The sequence below is a fragment of the Actinocrinis puniceicyclus genome (genome assembly GCF_018283645.1).
Taxonomy (GTDB): Bacteria; Actinomycetota; Actinomycetes; order Streptomycetales; family Catenulisporaceae; genus Actinocrinis; species Actinocrinis puniceicyclus.
In genome coordinates this window covers 1-26,059 of the sequence record NZ_JAGSXH010000082.1, presented here as the reverse complement: position 1 = coordinate 26,059, position 26,059 = coordinate 1, and the positions used below count along the sequence as shown (strand labels likewise).

17 protein-coding genes and 1 pseudogene are annotated in these 26,059 nt (G+C 70.6%); 12 read left to right on the top strand and 6 right to left on the bottom strand.

The window, feature by feature from the left end; genetic code table 11:
• Both KGA66_RS20395 and KGA66_RS20390 read left to right on the top strand, forming a co-directional pair.
• The coding region (locus KGA66_RS20395; RefSeq protein ID WP_211469779.1) for a glycosyltransferase at window positions 1-581 on the top strand (581 nt) is incomplete at its 5' end.
• Window positions 578-1,402 carry a class I SAM-dependent methyltransferase gene (locus tag KGA66_RS20390; protein WP_211469778.1) on the top strand — a complete coding sequence of 275 codons (825 nt, stop codon included), beginning with the start codon at window positions 578-580 and terminating at the stop codon, window positions 1,400-1,402. The genes KGA66_RS20395 and KGA66_RS20390, both read left to right, overlap by 4 nt.
• 10 nt (window positions 1,403-1,412) lie before the next feature.
• On the opposite strand, the gene KGA66_RS20385 is transcribed toward KGA66_RS20390, so the two are convergent.
• Window positions 1,413-2,345 (bottom strand): glycosyltransferase family 2 protein, encoded by a 933-nt coding sequence (locus KGA66_RS20385; protein WP_369015924.1) that lies wholly within the window; start codon window positions 2,343-2,345, stop codon window positions 1,413-1,415.
• 210 nt (window positions 2,346-2,555) lie between these two features.
• Between KGA66_RS20385 and KGA66_RS20380 the strand changes: the two genes are divergently transcribed.
• Window positions 2,556-5,546, top strand: coding sequence for a YfhO family protein (locus KGA66_RS20380; RefSeq protein ID WP_211469776.1), 2,991 nt, complete (start codon window positions 2,556-2,558; stop codon window positions 5,544-5,546).
• 2 nt (window positions 5,547-5,548) lie between these two features.
• Here the strand turns inward: KGA66_RS20380 and KGA66_RS20375 are convergent, their stop codons facing one another.
• Entirely contained in the window at window positions 5,549-6,202 is a 654-nt protein-coding gene (locus KGA66_RS20375) for an HAD-IA family hydrolase (protein WP_211469775.1), read from the bottom strand.
• 72 nt (window positions 6,203-6,274) lie between these two features.
• Here KGA66_RS20375 and KGA66_RS20370 point away from each other — a divergent pair, with 72 nt between their 5' ends.
• Entirely contained in the window at window positions 6,275-6,754 is a 480-nt protein-coding gene (locus tag KGA66_RS20370) for a GtrA family protein (protein WP_211469774.1), read from the top strand.
• Here KGA66_RS20370 and KGA66_RS31770 read toward each other — a convergent pair.
• Genes KGA66_RS31770 through KGA66_RS20355 form a run of 3 tightly spaced genes read right to left on the bottom strand, consistent with a single transcriptional unit; the run spans window position 6,655 to window position 11,143 of the window.
• A complete protein-coding gene (locus KGA66_RS31770; protein ID WP_211469773.1) occupies window positions 6,655-8,982 on the bottom strand; it encodes a glycosyltransferase family 2 protein in 2,328 nt (775 codons plus the stop codon). The genes KGA66_RS20370 and KGA66_RS31770 overlap by 100 nt on opposite strands.
• Window positions 8,979-9,908, bottom strand: a complete 930-nt coding sequence (locus KGA66_RS20360) for an NAD-dependent epimerase/dehydratase family protein (protein ID WP_246508170.1) — start codon at window positions 9,906-9,908, stop codon at window positions 8,979-8,981. Before KGA66_RS20360 ends, KGA66_RS31770 begins: the two co-directional genes overlap by 4 nt.
• A 56-nt stretch (window positions 9,909-9,964) precedes the next feature.
• Window positions 9,965-11,143, bottom strand: coding sequence for an NAD-dependent epimerase/dehydratase family protein (locus KGA66_RS20355; protein WP_369015923.1), 1,179 nt, complete (start codon window positions 11,141-11,143; stop codon window positions 9,965-9,967).
• Window positions 11,144-11,356: 213 nt separating this feature from the next.
• Here KGA66_RS20355 and KGA66_RS20350 point away from each other — a divergent pair, with 213 nt between their 5' ends.
• From KGA66_RS20350 to KGA66_RS20325, 6 genes are all read left to right on the top strand, one after another.
• A complete protein-coding gene (locus KGA66_RS20350) occupies window positions 11,357-12,058 on the top strand; it encodes a response regulator transcription factor (protein ID WP_211469770.1) in 702 nt (233 codons plus the stop codon).
• A gap of 34 nt (window positions 12,059-12,092) precedes the next feature.
• Window positions 12,093-13,883, top strand: coding sequence for a sensor histidine kinase (locus KGA66_RS31765; RefSeq protein ID WP_211469769.1), 1,791 nt, complete (start codon window positions 12,093-12,095; stop codon window positions 13,881-13,883).
• A 102-nt stretch (window positions 13,884-13,985) separates the two neighbouring features.
• The gene (locus KGA66_RS20340; RefSeq protein ID WP_211469768.1) at window positions 13,986-14,831 is read left to right on the top strand and encodes a phosphatase PAP2 family protein; all 846 of its coding nucleotides are present in this window, start codon (window positions 13,986-13,988) and stop codon (window positions 14,829-14,831) included.
• A 213-nt stretch (window positions 14,832-15,044) separates the two neighbouring features.
• Window positions 15,045-17,309: a RecQ family ATP-dependent DNA helicase gene (locus KGA66_RS20335; RefSeq protein WP_438822064.1), complete on the top strand. Its 2,265-nt coding sequence runs from the start codon at window positions 15,045-15,047 to the stop codon at window positions 17,307-17,309.
• Between the two features lie 76 nt (window positions 17,310-17,385).
• Window positions 17,386-18,246, top strand: coding sequence for a DnaE2-dependent mutagenesis accessory factor ImuA' (gene imuA', locus KGA66_RS20330; RefSeq protein ID WP_211469767.1), 861 nt, complete (start codon window positions 17,386-17,388; stop codon window positions 18,244-18,246).
• Between the two features lie 23 nt (window positions 18,247-18,269).
• Window positions 18,270-19,883: a DNA polymerase Y family protein gene (locus KGA66_RS20325; RefSeq protein WP_211469766.1), complete on the top strand. Its 1,614-nt coding sequence runs from the start codon at window positions 18,270-18,272 to the stop codon at window positions 19,881-19,883.
• Between the two features lie 99 nt (window positions 19,884-19,982).
• On the opposite strand, the gene KGA66_RS31760 is transcribed toward KGA66_RS20325, so the two are convergent.
• On the bottom strand, window positions 19,983-21,536 hold the full coding sequence (locus KGA66_RS31760; protein ID WP_211469765.1) for an ImmA/IrrE family metallo-endopeptidase: 1,554 nt from the start codon (window positions 21,534-21,536) through the stop codon (window positions 19,983-19,985).
• A gap of 966 nt (window positions 21,537-22,502) precedes the next feature.
• On the opposite strand from KGA66_RS31760, the pseudogene dnaE reads away from it, so the two are divergent.
• Both dnaE and KGA66_RS20310 read left to right on the top strand, forming a co-directional pair.
• Window positions 22,503-24,419: pseudogene (gene dnaE / locus KGA66_RS20315) on the top strand (DNA polymerase III subunit alpha); the annotation flags it as partial.
• A gap of 236 nt (window positions 24,420-24,655) precedes the next feature.
• On the top strand, window positions 24,656-25,720 hold the full coding sequence (locus KGA66_RS20310; protein ID WP_246508165.1) for a site-specific integrase: 1,065 nt from the start codon (window positions 24,656-24,658) through the stop codon (window positions 25,718-25,720).
• Window positions 25,721-26,059: the final 339 nt, after the last annotated feature.

Below are 26,059 nucleotides of genomic sequence, written 5' to 3'. Positions count from 1 at the left end.
TCTTCGGCCTGTACACCCCGCTGCAGGGTGCGCCGGTCATCGGCGACGCGCTGGCCAAGCTGGCCGGACTGCCCGTGCAGGCCACGATGGTCGGCAAGGGCCAGGACGGCCCGGCGACCCGGGCGGCGGCCGCCGGCAATCCCCGCGTGCGCTGGCTGGACTGGGTCGCTCCCGACGAGCTGCCGCGGCTGGTGGCGCGGCACGACGTGTGCCTGGGCATCTTCGGAACCGGGCCGAAAGCGCTGCGCGTCGTACCCAACAAGGTCTTCCAGGGCGCCGCGGCCGGCTGCGCGATCGTCACCTCGGACACGGCCCCGCAGCGCCGGCTGCTGGGCGACGCGGCGCTGTTCGTGCCGTCCGGCGACGCCGAGGCGCTGGCCGAGACGCTGCTGCGGCTGTCCCGCGACCGCGGCGAGCTGCGCCGGGCCCGCCAGGCCGCGCGCCGGCTGGCGCTAAGCTCCTTCGCGGCAGAGCAGATCGTCAGACCGCTGAACGAGCGCATCGGCGGATCGTCCGGCGGACCGAACACTGAACAACTGACCGCGTACGACGGCGAGAGCGTCACGAGAGGCCCGGCATGAGCGAGCAGAGTCCGAAGATATCCGCCACCGCCGCCGCCGCGGCGAGCGGGTTCGTGCCCGCCGCGGCCGACCGGCGGCCGTCGATGGACCGGCTCGCTCCGCTGGCGCCCAACGCCTGGCTGCGCTTCGACCTCGTGCGCCGGATGATCCCAGAGGGCGTCACGGACGTGCTGGAGATAGGTTGCGGCATGGGGTCGGTCGGGGTGCGGCTCGCCGCGCGCTACCGCTACCTCGGGCTGGAGCCGAGCCCCGAGTCCTTCGCGGTCGCGACGGCGCGCATCGCGCTCGGCGGGCGCGGGGAGGTGCGCAACGAGGTCGCCGACGCGCTCGACCCGGCCGAGCGCTTCGACCTGGTCTGCGCCTTCGAAGTGCTGGAGCACATCGAGGACGACACCGCGGCGCTGGAATCGTGGGCGCGGCGCGTGCGCCCGGGCGGCTGGCTGCTGCTGTCGGTTCCCGCCCGTCAGGGCCGGTACGGGGCGCACGACGTGCTCGCCGGGCACTTCCGGCGCTATGAGCGCGCGCAACTGGCCGCGCTGCTGGAGAAGGCCGGCTTCACGCAGATCGAGGCGCGTGAGTACGGCATGCCGCTCGGATACCTGCTGGAGAGCGCGCGCAACGCGGTCGGAAAGCGGAAACTGGCCGCGGCGCCGCAGGAGTCCATGGAACAGCGCACCGGGGCCTCGGCGCGCCTGCTCCAGCCGCGTGGCCTGCTCTACGGCGGGGTGGCGCGCTTCGGGACAGCCCCGTTCCGGTACGTGCAGCGCGGTTTCCCGCGGGCCGGAACGGGGCTGGTCGTGCGTGCTCGGCTGGCCGGCTGACGCCGGAGGGTCACTCCCCTCGGGAGCGCACGATGAGGTCGGCCAGCAGCGCGAGCGCCCCGATGATCAGACCAGTGAGAAAGAGCAGCACGGTGTCCCCGGCGATCCGCACCGGGTGCATCACGATGTCGTAGACCGCCTTGCCGAAGCCGATGGTCACCAGCCACAGCGCCGGGGGCATCAGGACCTTGAGCGGGTTGAAGTACATCACCATCCGCAGGACCTGCAGGATGTAGCGGTAGGCGTCCTTGACGAACTTGAACTTCGAGACCCCGGAACGCTTGCCGTACTCGATCGGCACATACGCCAGATCGTGCTGGTTGGACAGGAACGCGAGGGTGATCGTGGTGACGCAGGAGAACCCGGGAGGCAGCAGCCGCAGGTAGGGCAGCGCCACCTCGCGGCGCATCGCGCGCAGGCCCGAGTTGAGGTCCGGGATCCGCTGGTTGACCAGCCGCTCGGCGATCTTGCGGATGAGCCACTTGGCGGGGACGCGCAGCAGCTTGTGCGTCCCCTCTTCGCTGGTGCGCGCTCCGACGACCTGGTCGATGCTCGAGTCGGTGTCGAGCATGGCTACCAGCTCGGGGATGCGCTCGTTGGGATAGGTCATGTCGGCGTCGGTCCACACCACGATCTCGCCGCGCGCCATCTGCGTGCCTATCCGGCGCACCGTGCCTGCGCCGCCGTTGCGCCGGAACGAGACCACCTTCAGGTTGGGGTGCTCCTCCTCGGCGGCCAGAAGCACCTGCAGCGTCTGGTCGGTCGAGGAGTCGTCTACGGCCAGCAGCTCGTAGCTGTAGCCGGCGCCGTCCATCGCGGCGCAGATCCGCTGGACCTCCAGCAGCACGTGCGCGTCCTCGTTGTAGCACGGCAGCACGATGGTGACGTGTGGGGCTTCTTCTTCGCGACCCGACGGGGCCCCGGCGGCTGCCTGACGTGACAGCGGCTTCGCCGGATCTGTGAGCAACACGCGCGATTTCCTTCCAGTCGTACGTGGGCGTCCCAAGGTTAGTCAGCATCGCTGACATTTGGCCACGCACCTGTCGGATTTGCCGCTGGACGTAGGGCGGCACTCAGATACCCTTCATCCGGCGTGACTATGTTCACCCAGTCCCCCACCCCCGCCAAGCCTCCCGAACCGTTACGGAAACCGATGACCAGCGATTCCGACGCACTGACCGGCCAGGACCCCGCGGCATCCCAGGTGCTCGACGGCGAGCAGCCTTTACCGGGCGCAGCCGGGAGCGGCGGCGACGACGCGGGAGCGGCCACCGGGCGGCGACCGGGCCGGCGGCCGCGCGCGCTCACCGTGGTCTCGGTCCTGGCGGTGGCGCTGTTCGCGCTGTGGGGGATCGGCACGCCGCTGGTCGGCAACGGCTCGCTCACCACGACGGACAAGATGGTGCAGTTCAGCCCGTACGCCGAAGCCGGCTTCGCGGGCACCGGCACCAGCAACATGTACCTGGACGACACGTTCACCTCGGAGTTCCCGAGCTACATCCTGTACAAGCAGGCGCTCGCGGACGGCGGCCCGACGGCCGGCCAGTGGGATCCGTACATGAGCGGCGGCGTCCCGCTGGCCGCCACCCCGAACTACGCGATGGCCTCGCCGCTGAGCATCCCGTATTACGTGCTGCCGACCTGGCTGGCGCCGGCCTACGAGCGGCTGCTGGAGATCATCGTCGCGGTCGGCGGGTGCCTGCTGTTCCTGCGCCGGCTCGGACTGTCCAGGCCGGCGGCGCTGACCGCCGGCCTGGTCTACTCGACCAGCGCGTTCATGGTGGTGTGGCTCAACTTTCCGCAGACCAGGGTCGCGGCGCTGATCCCGGCGCTGTTCTGGACGCTCGAGCGGTACCTCCAGCAGCGGCGGCTGCGGGACGCCGCGCTCATCTCGCTTCCGGTCGCCTCGCTGCTGCTGAGCGGTTTCCCGTCGGTCGCGGGCTACGCACTGCTGACCGCGGCGGCGTACACGGTGGTCCGGGTCGCCGCCGACCATCGCGGGCGACTGCGCCGGGCCTGGCGGCCCGTGGCCGGGACCGCAGCCGGCGCCGCCGCGGGCATCGGCCTGGCGGCCTTCCAGCTTCTCCCCTTCGCCGGGTTCCTGAGCAGCTGGTATACCCAGACCCGAGCCCAGGACGCCCGCCAGCACGTGGACGTCACCGCCCTGCTGACCGCGGTCGCCCCGTGGGCGTTCGGCACCGCGGACCCGGCCCGCCTGCCGCTGTTCTACCTCGGCTTCAACTACGTCGAGTTCGCCAGCTACATCAGCGCCGGCGCCGCGGTCCTTGTGCTCGTGGCTTTCGCGCTGGTCCGCCCGGGTCGGGCCATGCTGCCCGCCGGCGTGTGGGCCTTCTTCACGGTGGCGGTGCTCGCGTGGGGGGAACTGCTTTACGTCGGCGGCTGGCCGCTGGCGGTAATGCAGCACGCGCCCGGGCTGCGCTCGTTGTTCGCCATCAACTACATCGGCAGGTCCCGCAGCGTGGTCGGCTTCCTGCTGGCGGTGCTCACCGGGATCGGCTTCGAACTGCTGCTGCGCCACCGGGCGCGGCGAACGGCCGCCCGATCCCGCTCGGCGACCCGCTGGGCGGTCGGCGTCGGCGTCACGGCCGCCGCGTTCGGCGGCCTGCTGCTGTGGTGGGGCGAGCGCCGCGCCGTCGGCCAGCAGGCCCTGCTGCGCAGCCAACACGACGAAACAGCGGTCGTGGGGCTCTTCTGGCGTGAGATGGGCAGCGCGGGACTGCTGGTGCTGGCCGCGATCGCGTGCGTGGTGGTGCTGTGGCTCGCCGCGCAGCGCATGCACCGGCCGGACTACGACCGCGTGTGGCGCAAGGCGCGCTTCGCCGCGGCGGCCGCCCTGCCGTTGATCATCGCGGGGCAGAGCGCGAGCTTCGTGTCGCTGTACTACCCGAACTCCCCGGTCAGCACGTTCTATCCGGTGACGGACACGCATTCGTTCCTCGCGGCGAATCTCGGCGGGCAGCGCTACGCGTCCAGCAACACGGGCATGATCTTCGGCGCGAACGTCGCCTACGGCCTACGCTCGGTCAACGGGCACGCCTTCATCAACGACAACTTCACCAGGCTGGTGAAGGCGGTTCCGGGCGACCCGGTCCCGTACGGGACGTACATAGACTTCGCCGCGTCGACCGCGACGGCCGCCAGCCCGATCCTGGACCTGCTGGGCACCAAGTACTTCGTGACCGAGGTGAACGATCCGGTGCTGGGCACCGAGACCGACAGCCAGGGCGACGGCTCGCAGCTCACGCTGCGTCCCGGCCAGTCCGTGACCGCGCCGGTCCCGGTGAACGGGCCGGTGCGCGGGATCGGCATCGCGCTGCAGGGCGCCATCCCGGCTTCACTGGGCGCGGCGGACCCGAACAGCTGGGTCGAGGTGGCGCTCAGCGACGCGAGCGGCGCGCGGGTCGCCGATTCGAGGCGGCTGACCGACACCATCGACCCGACCAAGGTCTTCACCCTGCCGGTGACGGCCGACGCGGTGACCGCCGGGACGCAGCTGACCGCCACCGTGACGCTGCACGCCCAGGCGCCGCTGACCATCGCCGCCGTGCGCGACTCAGTACCGGCGCTGAGCACGGTGATCGGCGGAGACGACGGGCTGCGGCTCGTGCACGTGGGCACCAACGCGATCTACCGGCGCCTGAACGCTCAGCCGCGCATCCGCTGGGCGGCCAACAGCCAGGTCGTCAACAGCAGGTACCAGCGCGTGCAGTTGCTGGCCTCCGGCCAGGTGGGCGCCGACTCGGTGGTGTTCTCACACCAGGTCCCGGCCGCCTCCGGCCTGCCGGCTGCGGTCAGTGTCGACGACGACGGACTGGACACGATCGCGACGACGGTGAACGCGCAGGGCGCCGGCTATCTGGTCGTCGCGGACGCCGACCAGGTCGGCTGGACGGCGACTGTGGACGGCAAGCACACGCCCCTGCTGGCCGCGGACGAAGGCTTGGTGGCCGTGGCGGTCCCGGCCGGCAAGCACACCGTCACGCTGCGATTCTGGGCTCCGCACGGCACGATCGCGTACCCGCTGACCATCGTGACCGCGGTCGGCCTGGTCGCGGTGGTGCTCGGTGAGATCTGGTGGACGCGTCGGCGCCGGCGCGCGACGAAGCCGCCGACGGCGGCTTAGGCTCAGTGCGCGGTGACGACGATCGGGCCGGCGCCGTGCGGGGCGGCGGCCGCTATACGCACGGCGGCGAGGTCGGCAAGTACCAGGTCGGCGTCCAGGGCGCCGGCGGGATGGGTCGTGGCCACCGCGACCGTGGCCGCTCCGGCGGCGCGCGCCGCGGCGAGCCCGGCGGGTGCGTCCTCGAACACGAGACAGCGTTGCGGCGGGACGCCCAGCAGCTTGGCCCCCAGCAGGAACGGCTCCGGGTCCGGCTTGCCCCGGCTCACGTCGTCGATGGTGACCAGCAGCGGCGCGTCGATGCCGGCTGCCGCGAGCCGCGCCCCGGCCAGCGCTCGGCCCGCCGAGGTGACCACCGCCCAGCGGCCCGGGGGCGCGGCCGCCAGCAGCCCGGCGGCGCCGGGCAGCGCCACCACGTCGCCGGTGTCGGTTCGTTCCAGTTCGTCGAGCCGCGCGGCGGCCGCCGGGATCAGCTCGCGCGGCAACAGGTCGGCCAGGATCTCCACGGCGGGACGGCCGTGCCGGGGCACGGCGTCGAACAGCGCGGGCGGGACCGGGAACTCGGCCGAGACGGTCCGCCAGCCGCGCAGCACCGAAGCCGTCGAGTCGACCAGGGTTCCGTCCATGTCGAACAGCAGGGCGTCCACCTCGAAGCGCATGATCGGCGAGTCTAACGGGACTTGGAGATTACTTTCAGGCTCAGGGGTTACGGTCGGCGGGAAAGGAGCAGCGTGTCGATACTCAAGACCGTGGCCGCGTCCCGGCGTTGGGGCACCTTCCTGCGGTACGCCGCGGGGTCGCTGGTCGCGACCGCATGCAGCGAGATCGTGCTGGTGGCGGGTTACGGCCTGCTCGGCCTCGGGCCGCAGGCCGCCGCGCTGGTGGCGTGGGTGGCCGGGGCGGTGCCCAACTACCTGCTCAACCGCCGCTGGGCGTGGAGCGGCCGGGACCGGGCGCCGGCGTGGCGGGAACTGCTCCCGTACTGGGTGATCACGCTGGGCACGGCCGCGCTCGCGATCGCGGCGACCACCGCCGCGGACGGCATGGTGCGGCACGCCGTCAGCGACCGCGGCGAGCGCTCGTTCCTGCTGGGCGTGGTGTATCTGGCCGCCTACGGGTTCGTGTTCGTGATCAAGTTCGTGCTCTTCGACGGCTGGGTGTTCTCGGCCAGGCGCTCCTCCCCCGCCACCGCGACGGCCGAGGGCGGCTGACCCGCGCGGCGCCGCTCCCGCCACCAGGTGCGCAGGACGACGCGGGCGTATCGGAAGCCGTACACCAGGTTCCCGCCCTTCTTCGTCTGCCCCGCCTCGCGCTGACGGATCGTCATCGGCACCTCGGCGACGCGGTATCCAGCAGCCAGAACACTGATAAGCAGCTCAGAGGACTGGTACTGGGGCTGTTCCAGCGTGAGCGAGGCAGGCACCTCGGCGCGCATTGCGCGGAATCCGAACGAGGTGTCGGTCACCCGGGTGTGCATCAGCCTGCTGACCACGAAGGCGAAGACCCGGCAGCCGAGCTGGCGTACCGGATCACGGGTCTGATGGCTGCCCAGGACGCGGGAACCGGTCACGAAGTCCGCCTCCCCGTCGAGCAGCGCGGCGAGCAGCCGCGGCAGTTGCGCGCTGTCGTACTGCCCGTCGGCGTCTGTGGTCACGATGTACTGCGCGCCGCCCTCACGGGCGAGCCGGTAGCCCAGGCGCAGCGCGGCGCCCTGGCCCCGGTTCTGGTCCGCGACGCAGGTGTACGCGCCGTGTTCGAGCGCGACCTGCGCGGTCGCATCGGTCGCCGCGTCCACCACGACCAGCGCGGCGACGCGCAGACCGCGGCACGCGGCAGGCAGGCTCTCCAGTACCGGGCCGATGGCCTCGGCCTCGTTGTACGCGGCGATCACGATCACGACCGGGGCGAGATCCGGGCGCTCGCCGTAGCGGTCGTGGAAGTCGCGGACCGCCGCGGCGTCGATCGGGTCGGGATAGGCGGCCAGCGGCGGCCGGGGCCGCTTGTCCAGGCCGAGCAGCGCCATGAGGCCGAGCGCGCCGCCGAGCGGCAGGAGGGTGAGCGCGGGCAGCTGGTAGCGCCAGGAGAACTGGAACAGGTCCGCGCCGAGCAGCAGCGCCAGCGCGCCGGCGGTGAACAGGAAGCAGGCGGGGCGCAGCGGGCTGCGCCGGGCCCGGCGGGTCAGGCCGGCCGATCCGGCCAGCCCGGCCAGCAACGCGGCGCCGAAGAAGTAGCCGGGGGTGTAGCCGCCGCCCAGCTGATAGTCGAGCAGCCCCTGCGCGAGGCCGGTGTTCGCGGAGGCGGACTGCTCGCCGACGCTTCCGAACAGCGACGCCGGCGTACGGTCGTCGGCCCAGATCGGGTAGGTGGTGAAGAACTGCCAGCGGCTGATCGGCGTGGCGCCGGGCACGTCCTGGCGCGGGGAGAGGAAGAGGGCGGCGAAGTCCCGGCCGACCGCGCTCGCGAACGCGGCCGGCCGGTGCTCGATCACGTACATTCCGAACCGGTGTTCCAGGTTCGGGGCGTCGGGGTCGTTCGCGATCTTCGCCAGCGGCGAGCCGGGGTTGTTGTCGTAGAAGTCGGGGCCGGTGGCCAGGCGCTGGGCCACCGTGCCCGTGGGGCAGATCGCGGCGAGGTCCGGGGGCATCGACGCGCAGTGCGCGACGGTCGCCGCGCGGCCGTAGAGCATCGCCGCGCCGGTCGCCGAGGTGGGCGTGAACTGCCCGGTGTTGCTCTGCATGTCCCAGGCGTAGAGCAGCACCGGCAGCAGGAACCCGGCCAGCAGCAGCGCGGCCGACCGCAGCCGGAGCGTCCAGCGCGGCCCGCAGGCCCAGAGCGCGAACAGCAGCGCGGGCACGATCGCGACCTCGCCGATCGACCGCACCACGACGCTCGCGCCCAGGAGCAGGCCGGCCGCGGCGAGCGCCTTCGCGCCGGGCCTGCGGCGCCAGGCCAGCAGGGCCAGCGCGCCGGTGATCATCGCGAGGAAGACCGCATCGCTGAGCAGGTACTCCTCCATCTGCCACTGGTAGGCGTCCAGGAGGATCGGCGCGGCGGCCAGACCCGCCAGGCTCCTCGGCGCGCCGCGGCGCCACAGCAGCGCGTATACGCACAACCCGGCTGCCAGGCCCAGCAGGTGCTGGAACGCGGCGAGCGTCAGCAGGTTGGCCACGTCCTCGAAACCGCGGATCACGAGGGAGTAGCCGATCGGGTCCTCGCCCTGCGGCAGCAGCGGGCCGCTGTTGCCGACGTACCAGAACGAGTCGAGGTTGCTCAGCAGCGGCCGGTACGCCTGCAGGGCCAGCAGCCGGCCCACCGCCCCGGCCGCGAACAGCAGCGTGAAGAACCAGTGTTCGCGCGCGGCGCGCAGCAGCCGGCCCGGGGCAGCGGCCGGGCGCAAGCGGGCCGGCCGGGCCGCCGCGGGCGCAGCCGTCGCGGTCACGGCCGTTGCTCGCGCAGGTCCTGCCAGACCCCGGCCAGTCCCTGCTCCAACCCCACGCGGGGCTCGTATCCGAGCGCCCGGGCGCGCGCGATGCTGACCACCACGGCCGGCATCTCGCCGGTCTGGGCCGGGACGTGCTCGGCGGGCAGCGGCCTGCCGGTGGCTTCGCGCGCGGCCTGGACCAGATCCAGCACGCTGACCGACCGGCCGGCGCCGATCACCAGTGGCCCGAGCGCCTGCGCGGACCAGGCGATCAGCACGCCGCGCGCCACGTCCTCGACGTGCACCAGGTCACGGGTCTGCTTGCCGTCGCCGTAGACGCGGATCGTCTCGCCGCTGCGCGCCGCGCGCATCAACCGCGGGACGAAGCTGTCCTTGTGCGCCATGCCCGAACCGTAGACGTTGGTGAAGCGCAATGCGCACGTCGCCATGCCGTACGCGCCGGCGTAGCCGGAAAGCAGCATCTCGCAGGCCGCCTTCGAAGCGCCGTAGGGCGTCAGCGGCCGCAGCGGCGAGGATTCGTCGATCACCGCGGTGCCCACGTCGCCGACCACCGCGTTGGTCGAGGCCAGCAGGAACCGGGGCACCCCGCGCAGCCGCGCCAGTTCCAGCAGCCCGGCGGTCGCGGTGACGTTGAGTTCGTGCACCCCGGCCGGGTCGCGCACGGAGGCCAGCACCGAGGTGGCGGCCGCGAGGTGCACGATCCCGTCCAGTCCGGCGGTGACCGCCGCGTCCCGGAAGGCCGGGTCGCGCAGGTCGCCGGTCAGAGCTACACACCCGTCCGGTACGTCGCACGGCGCGGTGTCCGCGACCACGACGCTCGCCCCGGCGTCCGCGAGCAGGCGGGTCACGTGTCCGCCGATGAAGCCCGCGCCGCCGGTGACCAGGATGCGGCGCCCGGCCAAGTCCTGCTTCGGCTCGTCCATCCGCGCGCTCACCGCTTCCGTCGTTTGCGCGTTCACCGCCTGCGCCATCCGCGCGCTCACCGCGCGGCGACGATGGCCGAGGACGGGTTGCTCTGCCTGCGCCACTGCACCGCCGGGCGCATCGCCTCCGGCTCGATGCGGTCCCGGTGCTGCTCGACGAGCGCGAACAGCGACTCGATCAGCGTGTCGGAGAGCAGGTGTGGGCGCAGGCCCAACTGCTCCAGGCTGGTGTGCACGGCGTTGTAGTAGTGGTTCTCGGACTCGACCCGCGGGTTGTCGAGGTAGTCCACCTCGACTGCTCCCGGGTAGGCGGCGGCCACCGTCTTGGCGATCTGCTCGACCGAGAGCGACTGGGTCATCTGGTTGAACACCCGGAACTCCCCCGGCCCGGCCGGGTTCTCGCAGGCGATCCGGATGCACTCGGCGGTGTCCCGGATGTCGATCAGCCCGCGGGTCTGTCCGCCGGTGCCGTACACGGTCAGCGGGTGCCCGAGCACCGCCTGGATCGCGAAGCGGTTGAGCACGGTGCCGAACACCGCGTCGTAGTCGAAGCGGGTGGCCAGCCGCGGGTCCAGCGCGGTCTGCGGGGTCTGCTGCCCGTAGACGACGCCCTGGTTGAGGTCGGTGGCGCGCAGCCCCCAGATCCGGCAGGCGAACTCGATGTTGTGGCTGTCGTGCACCTTGGACAGGTGGTAGAAGGAGCCGGGCCGCTTCGGGTAGAGCATCCGGTCGGTACGCCCGTTGTGGGTGATCTCCAGCCAGCCCTCCTCGATGTCGATGTTGGGCGTGCCGTACTCGCCCATGGTGCCGAGCTTGACCAGGTGGATCGACGGATCGGTCTCGGCGATCGCGTAGAGCAGGTTCAAGGTGCCGACGACGTTGTTGGTCTGCGTGTACACCGCGTGCGCACGGTCGATCATCGAGTAGGGCGCGGCGCGCTGCTCGGCGAAGTGCACGATGGCGTCCGGCCGGAAGCCGGCCACCGCGGCGCTGACGAACTGCGGGTCGGTCAGGTCGCCGACGTACGAGGCCAGTTGCCTGCCGGACACCTCGCGCCAGGTCTCGATCCGTTCCTCGAACGAGGCGATGGGCACCAGGCTGCGCACGCCGAGCTCGGTGTCGTACCCGCGCCGGGCGAAGTTGTCGAGCACCCCGACGTCGTGGCCGTGGTCCGACAAGTACAGGGCGGTGGGCCAGCCGAGGTAGCCGTCCGCACCCAACACCAGGATCCGCATGACCTCATCCATCCGCGCTCGTGACCGGGCTGTTACCAAGGCTCAGTGGACACGCGGCGGCTGAAAGTGCGCTGGGCGCTTTCTGGAAAGACCCTGAAATTCACCGCCCGGACGAGGGATGATCCCCCTATGGACTCCGACAGGCTTGCAGCCCATGTTCAGGAAACAGGCAGGAGACGTTCAGCGGCGCGGCGCAGGATCGGCAGCGTGCCGATGCCCGATGACCCAGCCCCGCGCCTGCTCGTCGTCGACGACGAGCCGAACATCCGCGAACTGCTCTCGGTGAGCCTGCGGTTCTCCGGCTTCGAGGTGGCCGCGGCGGCCACCGGGCGCGACGCGCTGGAGAGCGCGGAGCAGGACCCGCCGGACCTGGTGGTGCTGGACGTCATGCTGCCCGACCTGGACGGTTTCCAGGTGGCCCGGCGGCTGCGCGAGTCCCGGCAGGTGCCGATCCTGTTCCTCACCGCGCGCGACGCCCTCCAGGACAAGGTGACCGGCCTGACCCTCGGCGGGGACGACTATGTCACCAAGCCGTTCAGCCTGGAAGAGGTGGTGGCGCGGATCCGTTCGGTGCTGCGGCGCACCCGAGGCGACACGCCTTCCGCGGCCCGTTACCGGGTCGGTGACCTGGAGCTGAACGAGGACGCGCACGAGGTGCGCCGGGCGGGCCGGCTGATAGAACTGTCCCCGACCGAGTACAAACTGCTGCGGTATCTGATGCTCAACAGTGGACGGGTGCTGTCCAAGGCGCAGATCCTGGACAGGGTGTGGAACTACGATTTCGCGGGCCAGCACGGCATCGTGGAGTCGTACATCTCCTTCCTGCGGCACAAACTGGAAAGCCAGGGCCCGCGGATGATCTACACCGTGCGCGGCCTGGGCTACATCCTGCGGGAACCGCACGAGGCAGACTGACGGACCGACCGCGACCCCAGCCGGAGGGTGCGATGTGAAGCGCCGAGGAGCCCGTCCCGCGGGCGCGCTGGGCGGCACCGTGCGGTGGACGTGGAACCGCACGCCGCTGTGGGCGCGGCTGGTCGCCGGTGCCCTCGCGCTGGTCGCCCTCGCGCTCACGGTGACCGGCTTCATCGGCATCTCGCTGCTTCGTGATTATCTGATCAACCAGAACGGGCAGCAGCTGCGGGCGTTCGGCAGCGCGGTGGCCGAGGCCCATCGCTACAAGCCGCTGAGCAACGGGCTCAACTGCGGTGGCCTGCCCAACGACAACGCCACGGAGCTGATCAACGCCTCCGGGCAGGCGCACATAGTCGCCTCGTGTCCCGCCTGGGTGAACGGCTCGACCGTGCTGCCGGAGCTGCCCTCGCGTACCGCGCTGTCGGCGGCCGCGCAGTCGGGCGACTCGTTCATTCTCACCAACCTGACCAAGCCGGGGCTGCGCTGGGAGGCCGTGGTGGTGCCGACGCTGTACCACCTGGCCCCCTCGCCGCCGAAGCACACCAACTCGCTGGCGGACGCCATCCAGTCCGCCGCGGGGGCCGGCCTGCCTTCGGCGACCGTGACCGTGCCGGGGTACGTGCTGGTCGCCACCAGCCTCACCGACGTCGACGCGACCGTGGCGCAGCTGAGCCGCCTGGAGATCGCCATAGACTCCGCGGTCGGCGCGGCGCTCATCGTGCTCGGGTCCATCATCGTGCGCACCGCGCTGCGCCCGCTGACCCAGATCGAGGCCGCGGCCGAAGCGATCTCCGCGGGCGACCTGTCCCGCCGCGTGTCCGGCGGCCATCCGAAGACCGAGACCGGCCGGCTGGCCAGTGCGCTCAACGGCATGCTCGGGCAGATCGAGGCGGCCTTCAGCGCCCGGGAACGTTCCGAGGCCGCCGCCCGCGACTCGGAGCGGCGCATGCGCCAGTTCGTCGCCGACGCCAGCCACGAGCTGCGCACCCCGCTGACCTCCATCCGCGGTTTCGCCGAGCTTTACCGGCAGGGCGCCGCGGACTCGCGGCAGATGCCCGACCTGATCCGCCGGATCGAGCAGGAAGCGCTGCGGATGGGCGTTCTCGTGGAGGATCTGCTGCTGCTCGCCCGGCTGGACCAGCAGCGGCCGCTGTCCCGGGACCGGGTGCACCTGGCCGCGCTGGCCGCCGAGTCGATCACCGGAGCCAGGGCGCGCCAGCCGAGCCGGCTGATTGAACTGCGTGTCGAGCGGGCCTGCGGCGCAGGTCAGCCGGTGGTCATCGGCGACGAGACCCGGTTGCGCCAGGCGCTGGACAACCTGCTGGACAACGCCATGCGGCACACTCCGCCGGACACGCGCGTATCGGTGCGGGTGCGCCCGAGCCCGGACGGGGTCGCCGAGCCGGGCCACTACCTGCTGGAGGTCGCGGACACCGGCCCCGGCATGAGTGAGCAGGCGGCCGGGCGCGTCTTCGAACGCTTCTATCGCGCGGATCCCGCGCGTTCGCGCAGTGCAACCGGCGATCGCGGTGCCGGTCTCGGGCTGGCCATCGTCGCCGCCATCGCCGCAGCACACGGCGGTAAGGCATCCGTGCACACCGCACCCGGCCAGGGCGCGGTGTTCCGTCTCATGCTGCCTGCCGCGCCCGTCCAAGCCGAGTCCGCGCTCGATGCGGAGGGCACGGACGCGGACGCGGACATCGGCGTGGACGCCGACGCCGACACGGACATCTGTGTGGACGCGGAGGGTGAAGCGGCCGCAGGCGAAGCGGCCGAACCAGAAGTGGACGCGGTGGACAGCACCGCTCTGGATCCCGCGCCGTAGCGCCCGCCGCGGCGCAGAGCCGATACGGCACACTGGTCAGCGCCCGTTCCAGCCCGCACCGGGAAACCCGCGACGCGCTCACCGATCCTAGAATGGCCACAAATGCCGAACCTGATGTGGACCTGGCAGGAAGCCACGGTCATCGCCGGGGTGCTGGCCGTCGGATGGGGCGCGCTGCTGCGGCGCCGGGCCTTCCCGCGCGCCCAACCGTTTCTGCGCGAAGCGGCCCTGATCATCGGGTTGTATGCGCTCTGGCAGTTCGCGGGCTCGCTGTCCGGCAACGGGACGTACGCGGCCGTCGGGCGCGGCAGGTGGATCTGGAACAGCGAGCGGTCCGCGCATCTGCTCAATGAGCGCACCGTGCAGGACTGGGTCCTGCCGCACCCGCTGATCGTGCAGGCCACGAACCTCTACTACGACACCATGCATTTCAGCGTGATGATCGTCTTCCTGCTCTGGCTGTTCGCCCGGCATCGGGACGCTTATTCGCGCTGGCGTACCACGCTGGCGCTGCTGACCGCCTCGTGCCTGCTGATCCAGCTGATGCCGGTCGCGCCGCCGCGGATGATCCCGGATCTGGGCATGGTCGACACCGCGATGAAGTACGGGCAGTCGGTGTACGGCTCGGTCGCCGGGTTCCGGGCGGATCAGCTTTCGGCGATGCCCTCGGTGCATGTGGGCTGGGCGGCGCTCGTCGCCGTGTGCGTCTACCGGGTCAGCCCTTCGCGGTGGCGTTACGTGGGCGTAGCGCACGCCGCGATGACGGTCTTCGTCGTGGTGGCCACCGGCAACCACTACTGGGATGACGGCATCGTCGCAGTGGCCCTACTCATCGCGGCCCTACTCATGCAGTGGACGGCGCGCAGGCTGTGGCAGCAGCGCGTTACCGCACGCAAAGACCTGACCAAGCAGGATGCTGAGCGCGGCGGACTTGTTGACGTGAGGTGAATCCGGGCGTTCATCATCACGGCAGCTACCAGCGGGTAACCCACTGCCCGCGCCGACGGCTCCTGCGGCGCCGTTCCACCCGAACGCGCGGGGCGCGGGCGCGATGGCGAAGGCCCTGGAGGGGGCGCTCGGAGCCTGATCCGCCCGAGTTATCCACAGAACGAACGCTTTCGGGGGCGCGCTGTCGGTGCGATCCGCTAGAAAGGACTGGTGATCGACGAACCCGGGCCCACGGCCGGCCACCACGCCGGCACCGATGACCGCGTGGCGCTGCGCGCCGAGGCGGAAGCGGTGCTCAGTGCGCTGGCCGGGCCTGGGGCCCGGCTGCGCGAGGACCAGTGGCAGGCGGTGGCGGCCCTGGTCGCCGACCGCCGCCGGGCCCTGGTGGTGCAGCGCACCGGCTGGGGCAAGTCGGCGGTCTATTTCGCGGCCAGCGCGCTGCTGCGGGCGCGCGGGGCGGGACCCACCCTGATCGTCTCGCCGCTGCTGGCCCTGATGCGCAACCAGATCGCCGCGGCCGAGCGCGCCGGGCTGCGCGCGGCCACCATCAACTCGGCCAACCTCACCGAGTGGTCGCAGGTCGAGGAGCGCATCCGGCTCGGCACCGTGGACCTGCTGCTGATCAGCCCGGAGCGGTTGAACAACCCCGAGTTCCGGGACAACGTGCTGGAGAAGCTGGCCGCCGAGACCGGCCTGCTGGTGGTGGACGAGGCGCACTGCATCTCCGACTGGGGGCACGACTTCCGACCCGACTACCGCCGGCTGCGCACGCTGATCGCGCACCTGCCGCCGGGACTGCCGGTGCTGGCCACCACCGCCACCGCGAACGCCCGTGTCACCGCGGACGTCGCCGAACAGCTGGGCACCGGGCTGGACTTCGTCGGCGCGCCCGGCGGAGCGCACGCCGAGGCGGCGCGCGAAGCCGCCGGCCACCGGCGCGGCGCGGCGCCGCTGATCCTGCGCGGGCCGCTGGACCGCGAGTCCCTGTGCCTGTCCGTGATCCGGCCTTCCGGCGGCGCGCAGTCCGGTTCCGCGCACCGGCTGGCCTGGCTGGCCGACCACCTCGGTCAGCTGCCGGGTTCGGGGATCGTCTACACCCTCACGGTGGCCGCGGCCGAGGAGAGCGCACTCTTCCTGCGCGAGCGCGGCTACCCAGCGGCGGCGTACTCCGGCCGCACCGACGACGCGCAGCGCCGGGAAGCCGAGGAGGACCTGCTCGGCAATCGGATCAAGGCTCTGGTGGCGACCTCGGCGCTGGGCATGGGATTCGACAAACCGGACCTGGGATTCGTCGTGCACCTGGGCGCGCCTTCCTCGCCGATCGCCTACTACCAGCAGGTGGGCCGGGCCGGGCGCGGTGTGGCGCGGGCGGAGGCGATCCTGCTGCCCGGCCCCGAGGACCAGGCGATCTGGCGGTACTTCGCCTCCCTGGCCTTTCCGCCCCGCGCGGTGGTCGAACAGGTGCTCGCGCTACTCGGGCAGTCGCCCAAGCCCCTGTCCACCATGGCGATCGAGCCGCGGGTGGAGTTGCGCCGCAGCCGCCTGGAACTGCTGCTGAAGATTCTCGACGCCGACGGCGCGGTCCGGCGGGTCTCCGGTGGCTGGACGGCGACCGGTGCGCCGTGGACCTACGACGAGGAGCGGTACGCCCGCATCGCCGCGGCCCGCGAGCAGGAACAACGCGCCATGCTCGATTACGCCGCGACGAGCGGCTGCCGGATGGAGTTCCTGCGCCGGCAACTGGACGACCCGTACGCCGAACCCTGCGGGCGCTGCGACAACTGCACCGGCCTGCGGCTGTCGGCCGATGCCTCGGCCGCGGCGGTGGCTGCCGCGGACGCGCACAGCCACCGGGCCGGAGTGCCGATCGAGCCGCGGCGGCAGTGGCCGACCGGCATGCCCTCGGTCGGCGTGGACCTGCGCGGGAAGATCCCGCCGCAGGAGCAGCACGCGACGGGACGGGCGGTGGCCCGGCTGACCGATCTGGGCTGGGGCTCGCTGCTGCGCGAACTGCTGGACGCCGCCGCGCCCGACCGCCCGGTGCCGGACCGGCTCGTCGCGGGCGTCGTCGAGGTGCTGCGCGAGTGGTCCTCAAGCGGGGACCCGGCCGAGCGGTGGAGCGGCGCCGGCCGACCGGTCGGCTTGGTCGCGATCGCCTCGCGCAGGCGCCCGCTGCTGGTCGGCTCGCTGGCGGAACGGATCGCCGAGATCGGCCGGCTGCCGCTGCTCGGCACGGTGGCGCGGGTGGCGGACGGCCCGCCCGGCGGCGGCGCGAACAGCGCGTGGCGGCTGCGGTCGGTGTATGACGCCTTCCGCGTGGACGCCGACCTGACCGACCGGCTGGCCCGGGCCGGCGGCCCGGTGCTGCTGGTGGACGACCTGGCCGATTCCGGCTGGACGCTGGCCGTCACGGCGCGCCTGCTGCTCCGGGCCGGCGCGCCGGCGGTCCTGCCCTTCACCCTCGCCAGTGCCGGATAAGGGCGCAGATGGGCGGGTTCGTGACTTCTTCTACTCCAGTTGACATCGAACACGGGAGCGAGCAACACTAGGAGACATGCCGGTCGTTCAAACGTTCGAAGAAACACTCGAAGGCGGGGAACGGCTGGCCGCACTGGCCTCGGCGATGGGCCGACTGCCCGCCGAGGCCGTCGTGCGCAGGCTCGGCGGGCCCGGGAGAGCGCCGGCACAGCCCCGCGACGCCGTGCCCGCACCGGCGACCGCACCCGCGTCCGAATCCGAGTTCGTGCCCGTACCCGAGCCCCTGCTCGGACTCCTGCCCGGCGGCCTGCGCCGGGGAGAGGCCGCCGCGCTGCCCACTCGGGAACAGAGTCCTGACTACCTGGCTCTCGCCCTGCTGGCCGAGGCGCTGAAGGCCGGCCTGTGGTGCGCCGCGGTCGGCGTCGCGGATCTCGGTCTGGCCGCGCTGTCCGGGCTGCTCGGCCCCGCCGCCCGGCGCCAGGCCGCGCTCGACCGGCTCCTGCTGGTCCCGCAGCCGGCACAGCAGTGGGCCGAGATCACCGCCACGCTCGCGGACGGGGTGGACCTGTTGCTGGTGCGCCCCGACACGCCGGTACCCGCCGCCACCGCCCAGCGCATCGACGCCCGCCTGCGCCAGGGCCGCTCGGCCGGGACCAGGCACAGCGCGGCGCTGCTGGTCCTCGGCGGCTGGCCGACCGCGCGCCTGGCACTGCGCGTCGCGCGCACCGACTGGACCGGCCTGGACGGTGTCGGCCCGACCGCCGGGACCGGCCACCTGACCGCCGGTCGCGCCACCGTCGTCGCCCAGGGTCGCGCTACCGCCGGGCGTCCCCGCGTCGCCCGGCTCTGGCTGCCGGACGAGACCGGAGCCGTGCGCTCCCTGTGCGACACGCCCCGCCTCAGCCTGGCCGCCGCCACGGTCGGCCCCGCAGCCTGACACCCGCGCCGCTCCTTCCCGCCATGGAGACCAGACCTCTGCGAACCCTCGCGCTGTGGTGCCCGGACTGGCCGGTCACCGCGGCGGGAGCCGACCTGGACGTCCCCGTCGCCATCCTGGAGGGCGAGGGCGCGCGCCGCGTGGTGACCGCCTGCTCCCCCGCCGCCCGGGAAAACGGGGTGCGCCGCGGGCAGCGCGTGCGCGACGCCCAGCGGCTCTGCCCGCAGCTGGTGGTGTATCGGCGCGACGAGGCCCGCGAGGCGCGCGAGTTCGAGCCGATCGCGGCCGCCGCCGAGGACCTGGCCGCCTCCATCGAGGTGGTGCGGCCCGGCCTGATCACCCTGGACGCGCGCGGCCCGGCCCGGTACTACGGCGGTGAGCGGCCCCTGGCCGATCTGGTGCGCGACACCGTCGCCGAACTGGCCACCGCCTCCGGCAGTCCGATCGGCTGCGGCGTGGGCATCGCCGACGGCCCGTTCGCCGCGGCCCTGGCCGCCCGGCGGCCCGCCGCCGAGAACGCGGTGATCGTCGAGCCCGGCGCCAGCCCGGACTTCCTCGCCCCCTATCCGGTGGCCGTGCTCGACCGGCCCGCTCTGGCCGGGACGCTGGACCGGCTCGGTATCCGCACCCTCGGCGCGTTCGCCGCGCTGAGCGGCCCGGACGTGGCCGGCCGTTTCGGCGTCGAGGGCCTGCTCGCGCACCGGCTGGCCCGCGGCCTGGACCCGCGCCCGCCCGCTGCCCGCCGCCCCGCCGACGACCTGTCCGCGATACACGAGTTCGACCCGCCGGCCGAGCGGGACGAGCCCGTGGCGTTCGCCGGCAAGGCCCTGGCGGACCGGCTGCACGCCACTCTGGCCGCGGCCGGGGTGGCCTGCACCCGGCTCGGCATCGACATCGTCACCGCGAGCGGCCGCGGCTGCTACCGGCTGTGGCGCCACGGCGACGCGCTCGGCGGCCGGTTGTCCGCGCTCGCCGTCGCCGAACGGGTGCGCTGGCAGTTGGACGGCTGGCGCACCCGCGAGTCGTACCCGGTCGCGGACCCGGTGGTGGTGCTGCGGCTGATCCCGGACCAGTTGGTGGTCGACCGCGGCAGCCAGCAGGCGCTGTGGGGCAGCGAGCAGATCCCGGACCGGGTCAACCGCGCGGCGGAGCGCGTGCAGGGGCTGCTCGGGCACGAAGGGGTGCGCCGGCCCCTGCTGGCCGGCGGCCGCGACCCGGCGTCGCAGGTCTCGACGATCCCGTGGGGCGAGTTGCCCGAGGCGGGCGCCGACCCGGCGGCCGGCCGGGGGGCCCGCGGCCGCGCCGCCGCGCCGGCCCCGTGGCCGGGGGCTGTGCCGCCGCCCGCTCCCCCGCTGCTGCCGGCCGAGCCCCACCCGGCCGAGTTGCGCACCGCTGGGGGCGGCCCGGTCGGCGTCACCGGCCGCGCCCGGCTGACCGGCGAGCCGGCGCTGCTCGTCGTCCTGGGCGAGCGGCTGGAGGTGACCGGCTGGGCCGGCCCGTGGGTCTACAACGAGTCCTGGTGGGATCCGCTCACCCACCGCCGCCGCGCCCGCCTGCAGTGCGTCACCGCCGACGGGCGCGCCTGGCTGCTCGCGGTGGAGGGCGGCAAGTGGCGGGTGGAGGGGGTGTACGGATGAGGCCGGAACCGTGCCGGTCGTCTGCCGTGATGCAGATCTACCTCGAACGTGGCTTACCGCCCACAGCCCATGCTTGATTGGTATCGTCGATGCGGTTAATCAGCAAAGATACCTGAGCCGAATCCTGTCGTCGAATGTGAGTTCACCGAGATTCAGCAATCTATCGACGAGAGAGGATGCGCTCACATCAAGATTTCGCGCGATCCTGAGAATGCTGTTGGGCGTATCGAGCGGGGCTGTCAACGCGGCGACCTGGTCGCGTAGCACCCATGTAGGCATGAGGAACGCTGCAGCAAACGCATTCGCCCGCTGCTCGATTGCTGCCGGCGCCCAGGGCCCACTTGCGACCGCCAGCTCGTCTCCAAGCTCTTTATCGAGCAACAGATGGCATAGCTCATGCGCCAAGGTGAACCGATTAACGGGTTCTTTATGACCCCCCTTGAGATTGGTGAATCCCGTGTTGCAGTAGATGTGTGGCCGCTGGTTTGGACCAAAGACAGAAATGGCCCGCAAATGAGGATCAGATAGCTCTAGATCCGTGATCAGAATTCCCAGGTCCTCTAGAATCGCCCGAATGTCGACGCGGGTATTCGAGTCAGTTCCGAGAATTTCACAGGCCTGCTCGCCGAGCCTGCTTCCCTGTTCTCCCGGTGCGAGTTTCGAAACTTCCGAATCATCCAACTCCAGCAAGAGTCTATCCAGCCACTCAGACGCATTAAAGACGTAGTTGCCAACTAGCTCTCTAGTGAGGTTTACTACGTCATCCAGAGTCGTATCCGGACTAATTGCTCCATACAACAACTTCGCGTATGAGCTGCCGTCTATCACGAGTGCCGTCGATCGACGGAATGAAATCAGACTGTCGCGAACGTCCTGTTCAACGCTGGCAAGCGCGTCGTCGACCTGTCGAGAGATAGCCAAGTAGTCGCTGAGTGATTCTCCATAACCAGCAAGCCATGCCATGCGAGAGTTTCGACGTTCCGAATTCTCCAGCAGCTCTACAGAAGTCTCAAGAGTAACAAATCGAGCCGAATCTGGCATTCTTCTGCGCAGCTCTTGTATAGCGGCCCGCAATACAGTAAACAGCGCTTCAGAAACCTGTTGAGGGCAAACGAAATATGAGCGATCTGGGGCGAGAAAGTAATGATCTTCAGGGATTCCCGGCAATGACTCAGCTCCAGTGGAGATCTCCACCTGATCGCGATAACGCCGAATATACAAGTCGGGGAACATACCCCCCTGACGAGATGCCCGGATCGAGTGTCGTCTCCACCATGTTGCCCAAGAATCCAACCACTCGAACTCATCCGTTTCTTTCAGAGTCAAGGGCGGCATTCGACTCTTTGCCATAGCTTGAGCCGCAGTCGTGCCAGCATTCGAAAGCTTCAGACGCTCTTCATGAAGAAGCGGGTCCCAATTCTCGATCAGCCATTCAATCAGCGGTACCATGTACCAATGGCAAGCGTCGATCCGCTCCCCAAGCTCGAAATGAGAGCATAGATTCTCACCTTGAGCCCAGATCGCAAAGGAGCCCCATGAGGCGTTTTCTTCAGGGGATGAACGATCGTTGTCGTGAGGATTCTGAAGAAAGGCAAGCTTGAATGCAAAAGTAGCGGGATCACCCGCTTGCATTTCCCAGCTACTCCATGCCACGTGAGTCACCAATACTCTCTCAGCGCACGCCTGGTGATCCGCTTGTCAGCCAGCCACGCACGCCAAAGCTTCTCTGGAACTTCCCTCCACGAGACCGGGAAGCCGTGCCAGCATCCTGGGGCATGCTCATAGCCACAGTATGCTCGAACTCCGTCCGTCGCGTAACGGGTCTTCGGCTCCTTCGGATCGATCTCACTACGGTCAAGTAATGAGGGTCCATCAGCATCTCTTGGGCACAGTGACCCACGCGCGCCACGCTGCCAAGGCTTCTTGTGCTTGTCATTCGGCTCATACTTCATCGACGACCCACCTAACCCCGTCCTCGATCCACCACGATAGACCCATGATCACGATGAGTCTTGCGAAGCAAGGCTACGAATCTGGCACCGAATCTGGTCGCCACGCGTCAGCGAACCAACTATAGGAGGCCGCTACTCGACGGTGCACCGAATGCAGTCTTTCGCGCCTCCGGATCACGCGGAGTGATTGCGAGACTCCGCCGGTCTTCGGTGTAGGTGGTGTCGCGTGCTTGGTGCAGGGCTTCGATGCTCCAGTACCCACGCATGATCGCGGCGAGTTGGGCGGCGGCGTCGCGGGGCCGAGGTCGGCGACGGCGTACTCGGTCGAGGTGACCGGGTCCGCTTTCCCGCGTAGTAGTTCGGAGAGCCGGGCTGGCGCACACATAGATACACAGGTTGACGCGCGATGGGCAAGGGTCGAGACTGGCAAGGTGAAATTCGGTCACCAGTTCGAATCCAGCAGGGTTGACCTGCACGGATGCCGGCCATTGCGTCGGCCGCCGCGCGCCGGCCCGCGCAGAGTCCGATGGACGTGGCCGACTGGGCGTCCACCGCAGGTGAGCAGCGCTGAAGACCGGGAGCTGCGGTAGGTGATACGCGGCATGCGGTACGGCGTTGCCCGCCGCCACGTGTGCCCAAGCCGCTGACGGGTGGAGGAGGTGCGTCAGTGAGTTTCAACAACCCGGTCATGCCGTGGCGGGAACTGGACAAGGTCCTGTCCTGGGCGAAGCACGGGGAACTGACCGCGAAACGCGCCGAGAAGCCCGCACCGCAGGTGCGCCGCGCCCCCGCTCCGGTCCCCTACGCCGAACTGCACGCGCACTCCGGATTCAGCTTCCTCGACGGCGCCAACGAGCCGGAGGAACTGGTCGCCGAGGCCGCGCGGCTGGGCCTCGAAGCGCTCGCCGTCACGGACCACGACGGGTTGTACGGGGCGGTGCGCCTGGCCCAGGCCGCGAAGGACACCGGGGTGGCCACGGTGTTCGGCGCGGAACTGTCGCTGGCCGCGGACACGGCCGAGCGCACCGGGGTGAACGATCCGATCGGCGCGCACCTGCTGCTGCTGGCCCGCGACCTCGACGGCTATCGCTCGCTGTCTAAGGCGATCGGGGACGCCCGCCTGGCCGGGGCGGGCAAAGGCAGAGCCGTTTACGATCTGGAGGAACTGGCGGCGCGCGCGGCCGGACGGTGGGCGGTGCTCACCGGCTGCCGCAAGGGCTTGGTCCCCGCCGCGCTGGCCGGGGGCGGCGAGAACGCCGCCGCACGGGAACTGGACCGGTTGCGCGCGCTGTTCGGCGCGGACAACGTCGTGGTGGAGCTGATCGACCAGGACACACCCGGGGACGACGCCCGCAACGACGCCCTCGCACAGCTCGCCCGCCGGTACGGCGCCACGACGATCGCGACCAACAACGTGCACTACGCCACCCCTGGCGACTTCCCGACCGCCGGCGCCCTGGCCGCGCTGCGGGCGCGCAGGTCCCTCAACGAGATCGACGGATGGCTGTCCGCGGGTCCGACCGCGCACCTGCGTTCCGGAGAGGAGATGGCGGCGCGGTTCGCCCGCTTCCCCGGCATCCTCGAGCGCACCGTCGAGCTGGCGCGGCAGTGCGCGTTCGACTTCGACGCCGTGATCCCGAGCCTGCCGGACTGCCGGGTCCCTCCCGAGTACGGCGACGAGTCCTGCTATCTGCGCGCCCTGGTCGAACAGGGCGCGAGCCGGCGCTACGGGTCGCGCCGCGAGCGTCCCGACGCCTACCGGCAACTCGACTACGAACTCGGCGTGATCGCCAAGATGCGGTTCTCCGGATACTTCCTGATCGTCTACGAGATCGCGAAGTTCTGCCGGGACAACGACATCCTGGCCCAGGGCCGCGGCTCCGCCGCGAACTCGGCCGTCTGCTACGCCCTCTACATCACCAACGTCGACGCGGTGAAGCACAACCTGGTCTTCGAACGCTTCCTCAGCCCCGAGCGGGACGGCTACCCGGACATCGACCTGGACATCGAATCCGGGCGCCGCGAGGAGGTCATCCAGTACGTCTACGAGAAGTACGGCCGCGAGCGCGCCGCCCAGGTCGCCAACGTGATCACCTACCGGGCCCGCATGGCGATCCGCGACGCCGCACGCGCCCTCGGCTACTCCCCCGGCGCGCAGGACGCTTGGACCAAACAGCTCGGCCCCTACGCCGGCGCGATGGACCTGCAGACCGCCGACATCCCCGCCGACGTCCTCGATCTGGCCACGCGCCTGCACGGGCTGCCGCGGCACCTGGGCATCCACTCCGGCGGCATGGTCCTGTGCGATCGTCCCGTCGCCGAGGTCGTGCCCACCGAGTGGGCCCGGATGGAGAACCGCTCCGTCGTGCAGTGGGACAAGGACGACTGCGCGGACGCCGGCCTGGTGAAGTTCGACCTGCTCGGACTCGGGATGCTCGGCGCGCTGCACGACACCTTCGATCTGGTGCGCGAGCAGCACGGCGTGGACCTGACCCTCGGCACCGTGCCCGAGCAGGACGAGAAGGTCTACGACATGCTCTGCGACGCCGACTCGGTGGGCGTCTTCCAGGTCGAGTCCCGCGCCCTTCTCTACTCTTCTCACATCTGTCGGTTTTACAGATTCGGGAGAGTAACTTGGAACAGCCTGGTGGGTCATGGGTTGTCGACTTCTACGAGTTCCGAGCCCCTTTGCTCGCGCCCAGCGGTGATGAGGTGTTGCAGGGCTTCGGAGACGTTCACGCGCGAGCACAGAGAAACGGCGCACGCGACGGCACACCGCTTCTGATCTCCCTCGTCCGCGGCCCCGACGCGCGGATCAATATGTTCTTCAGGTTCAGCTGGATCTCCTCGAACAGGCCACGGACTTGGAGGCGGTATGCCTACACGTTGGTGGTGTGGCTGAACTTCCTGGAGCGTCGCGGGCGCTCGTGGTCCGATGTGACGGCACGCGACTACTACGATTTCAAGCACTGGAGAATGACCGACTCGCACAACCCCAACCGTGTGGGGGCGATGTCGTTCGATACCGATCGCGCGGCGCTCAGCAGCTTCTACCGGTGGGCTTCAAGCGAGTACGGCGTGCTCAATCCGATCCCGACGCGACCAGTCCAAGACAAACCTACGAGAGGGCAGGTTCGCAGTCGTCGGATGCCGGACCGGCCGGCCGGATCACCGCGGCGCGACCCGAAGTGGCTCCTGCGCCAAGCGTTTGAGCAGTGGCGCGATGTCGGCCTGCGCGGGTACGAGTTCGATGGGCGGCGCCCAGATCACTGGCGTGGCTTCAACGAGGACCGCGACGCGGCGTTCGTCGACGGCTTGTACGGCACCGGTCTGCGGCTGACCGAGTGGGCGACCATTCTTGACGTCGAGCTACCGCAGCCGGGCACCTCGGGCCGGTTTCCGAGGGCATGGCTGGCGCGGGAGTGCGCGAAGGGCGGTCGGTACGGCCGAAGCTATCGGATCCCGCGTGCCGTGGTGAAAGCTGTGACGGGCTACATGGACCCTCTCGAAGGATCCCGGGCGGAAGCGATCGGGCGCGCTCAGCGTGCGGGTCGCTACGAGCGGCTTTCCAGTGCTCAGATCGTCACCGGCCACAACCCGCACAGCCGCACCGTCCGCGTGCTCACCGCACGGGGAGACACCTGGCTCTCGCTCAACGCGCTCAACGAGACCGACCGGCTGCGGCTGTTTCGCCGCACACCGGCTGGCCTTGAGCCACTGGCGGTCTGGTTGAGCAGCAACGGCATGCCCCGGCAGGCGCACAGTTGGGAGAACACGTTCCGATCCGCCAACGCTCGCGTCGCAGACGCGTGGGTCCGGGCCGGAACGCCGGAACTGACCGGGATGGAGCGGGACAGGCGTAGGGTGCTTTGCCCACTGCCCTAAAGTTAAGGGTGGTCTGATGGTGTGTGGGGTGGTTTGACGATCGCTGGTTGCGACTCGATCACGATGTGGACGGTGCGTCAGATATAACAAAGCTCCTGGTAGGACGTGGGTTGTCGAGACACCACGCGCAAAACCAGGAGCTTCGTTGTCTGCCGATTCTGCCATTGGCCTGCCGGGTTCGTCCATGCCGCAGGCCGGTGCCGCCGGCCTGGTGTTGAGCGTCAGTCTGTGTGAGGTTCCCGCGGGTCGGTGCCGACGTCCGGGCTGGTGATGGTCTGTGTGGGGGTCCTGGGTTTGCTTTCCGGCGGTCCGCGGCGTGACGGTGAGGATGTCCGTTTC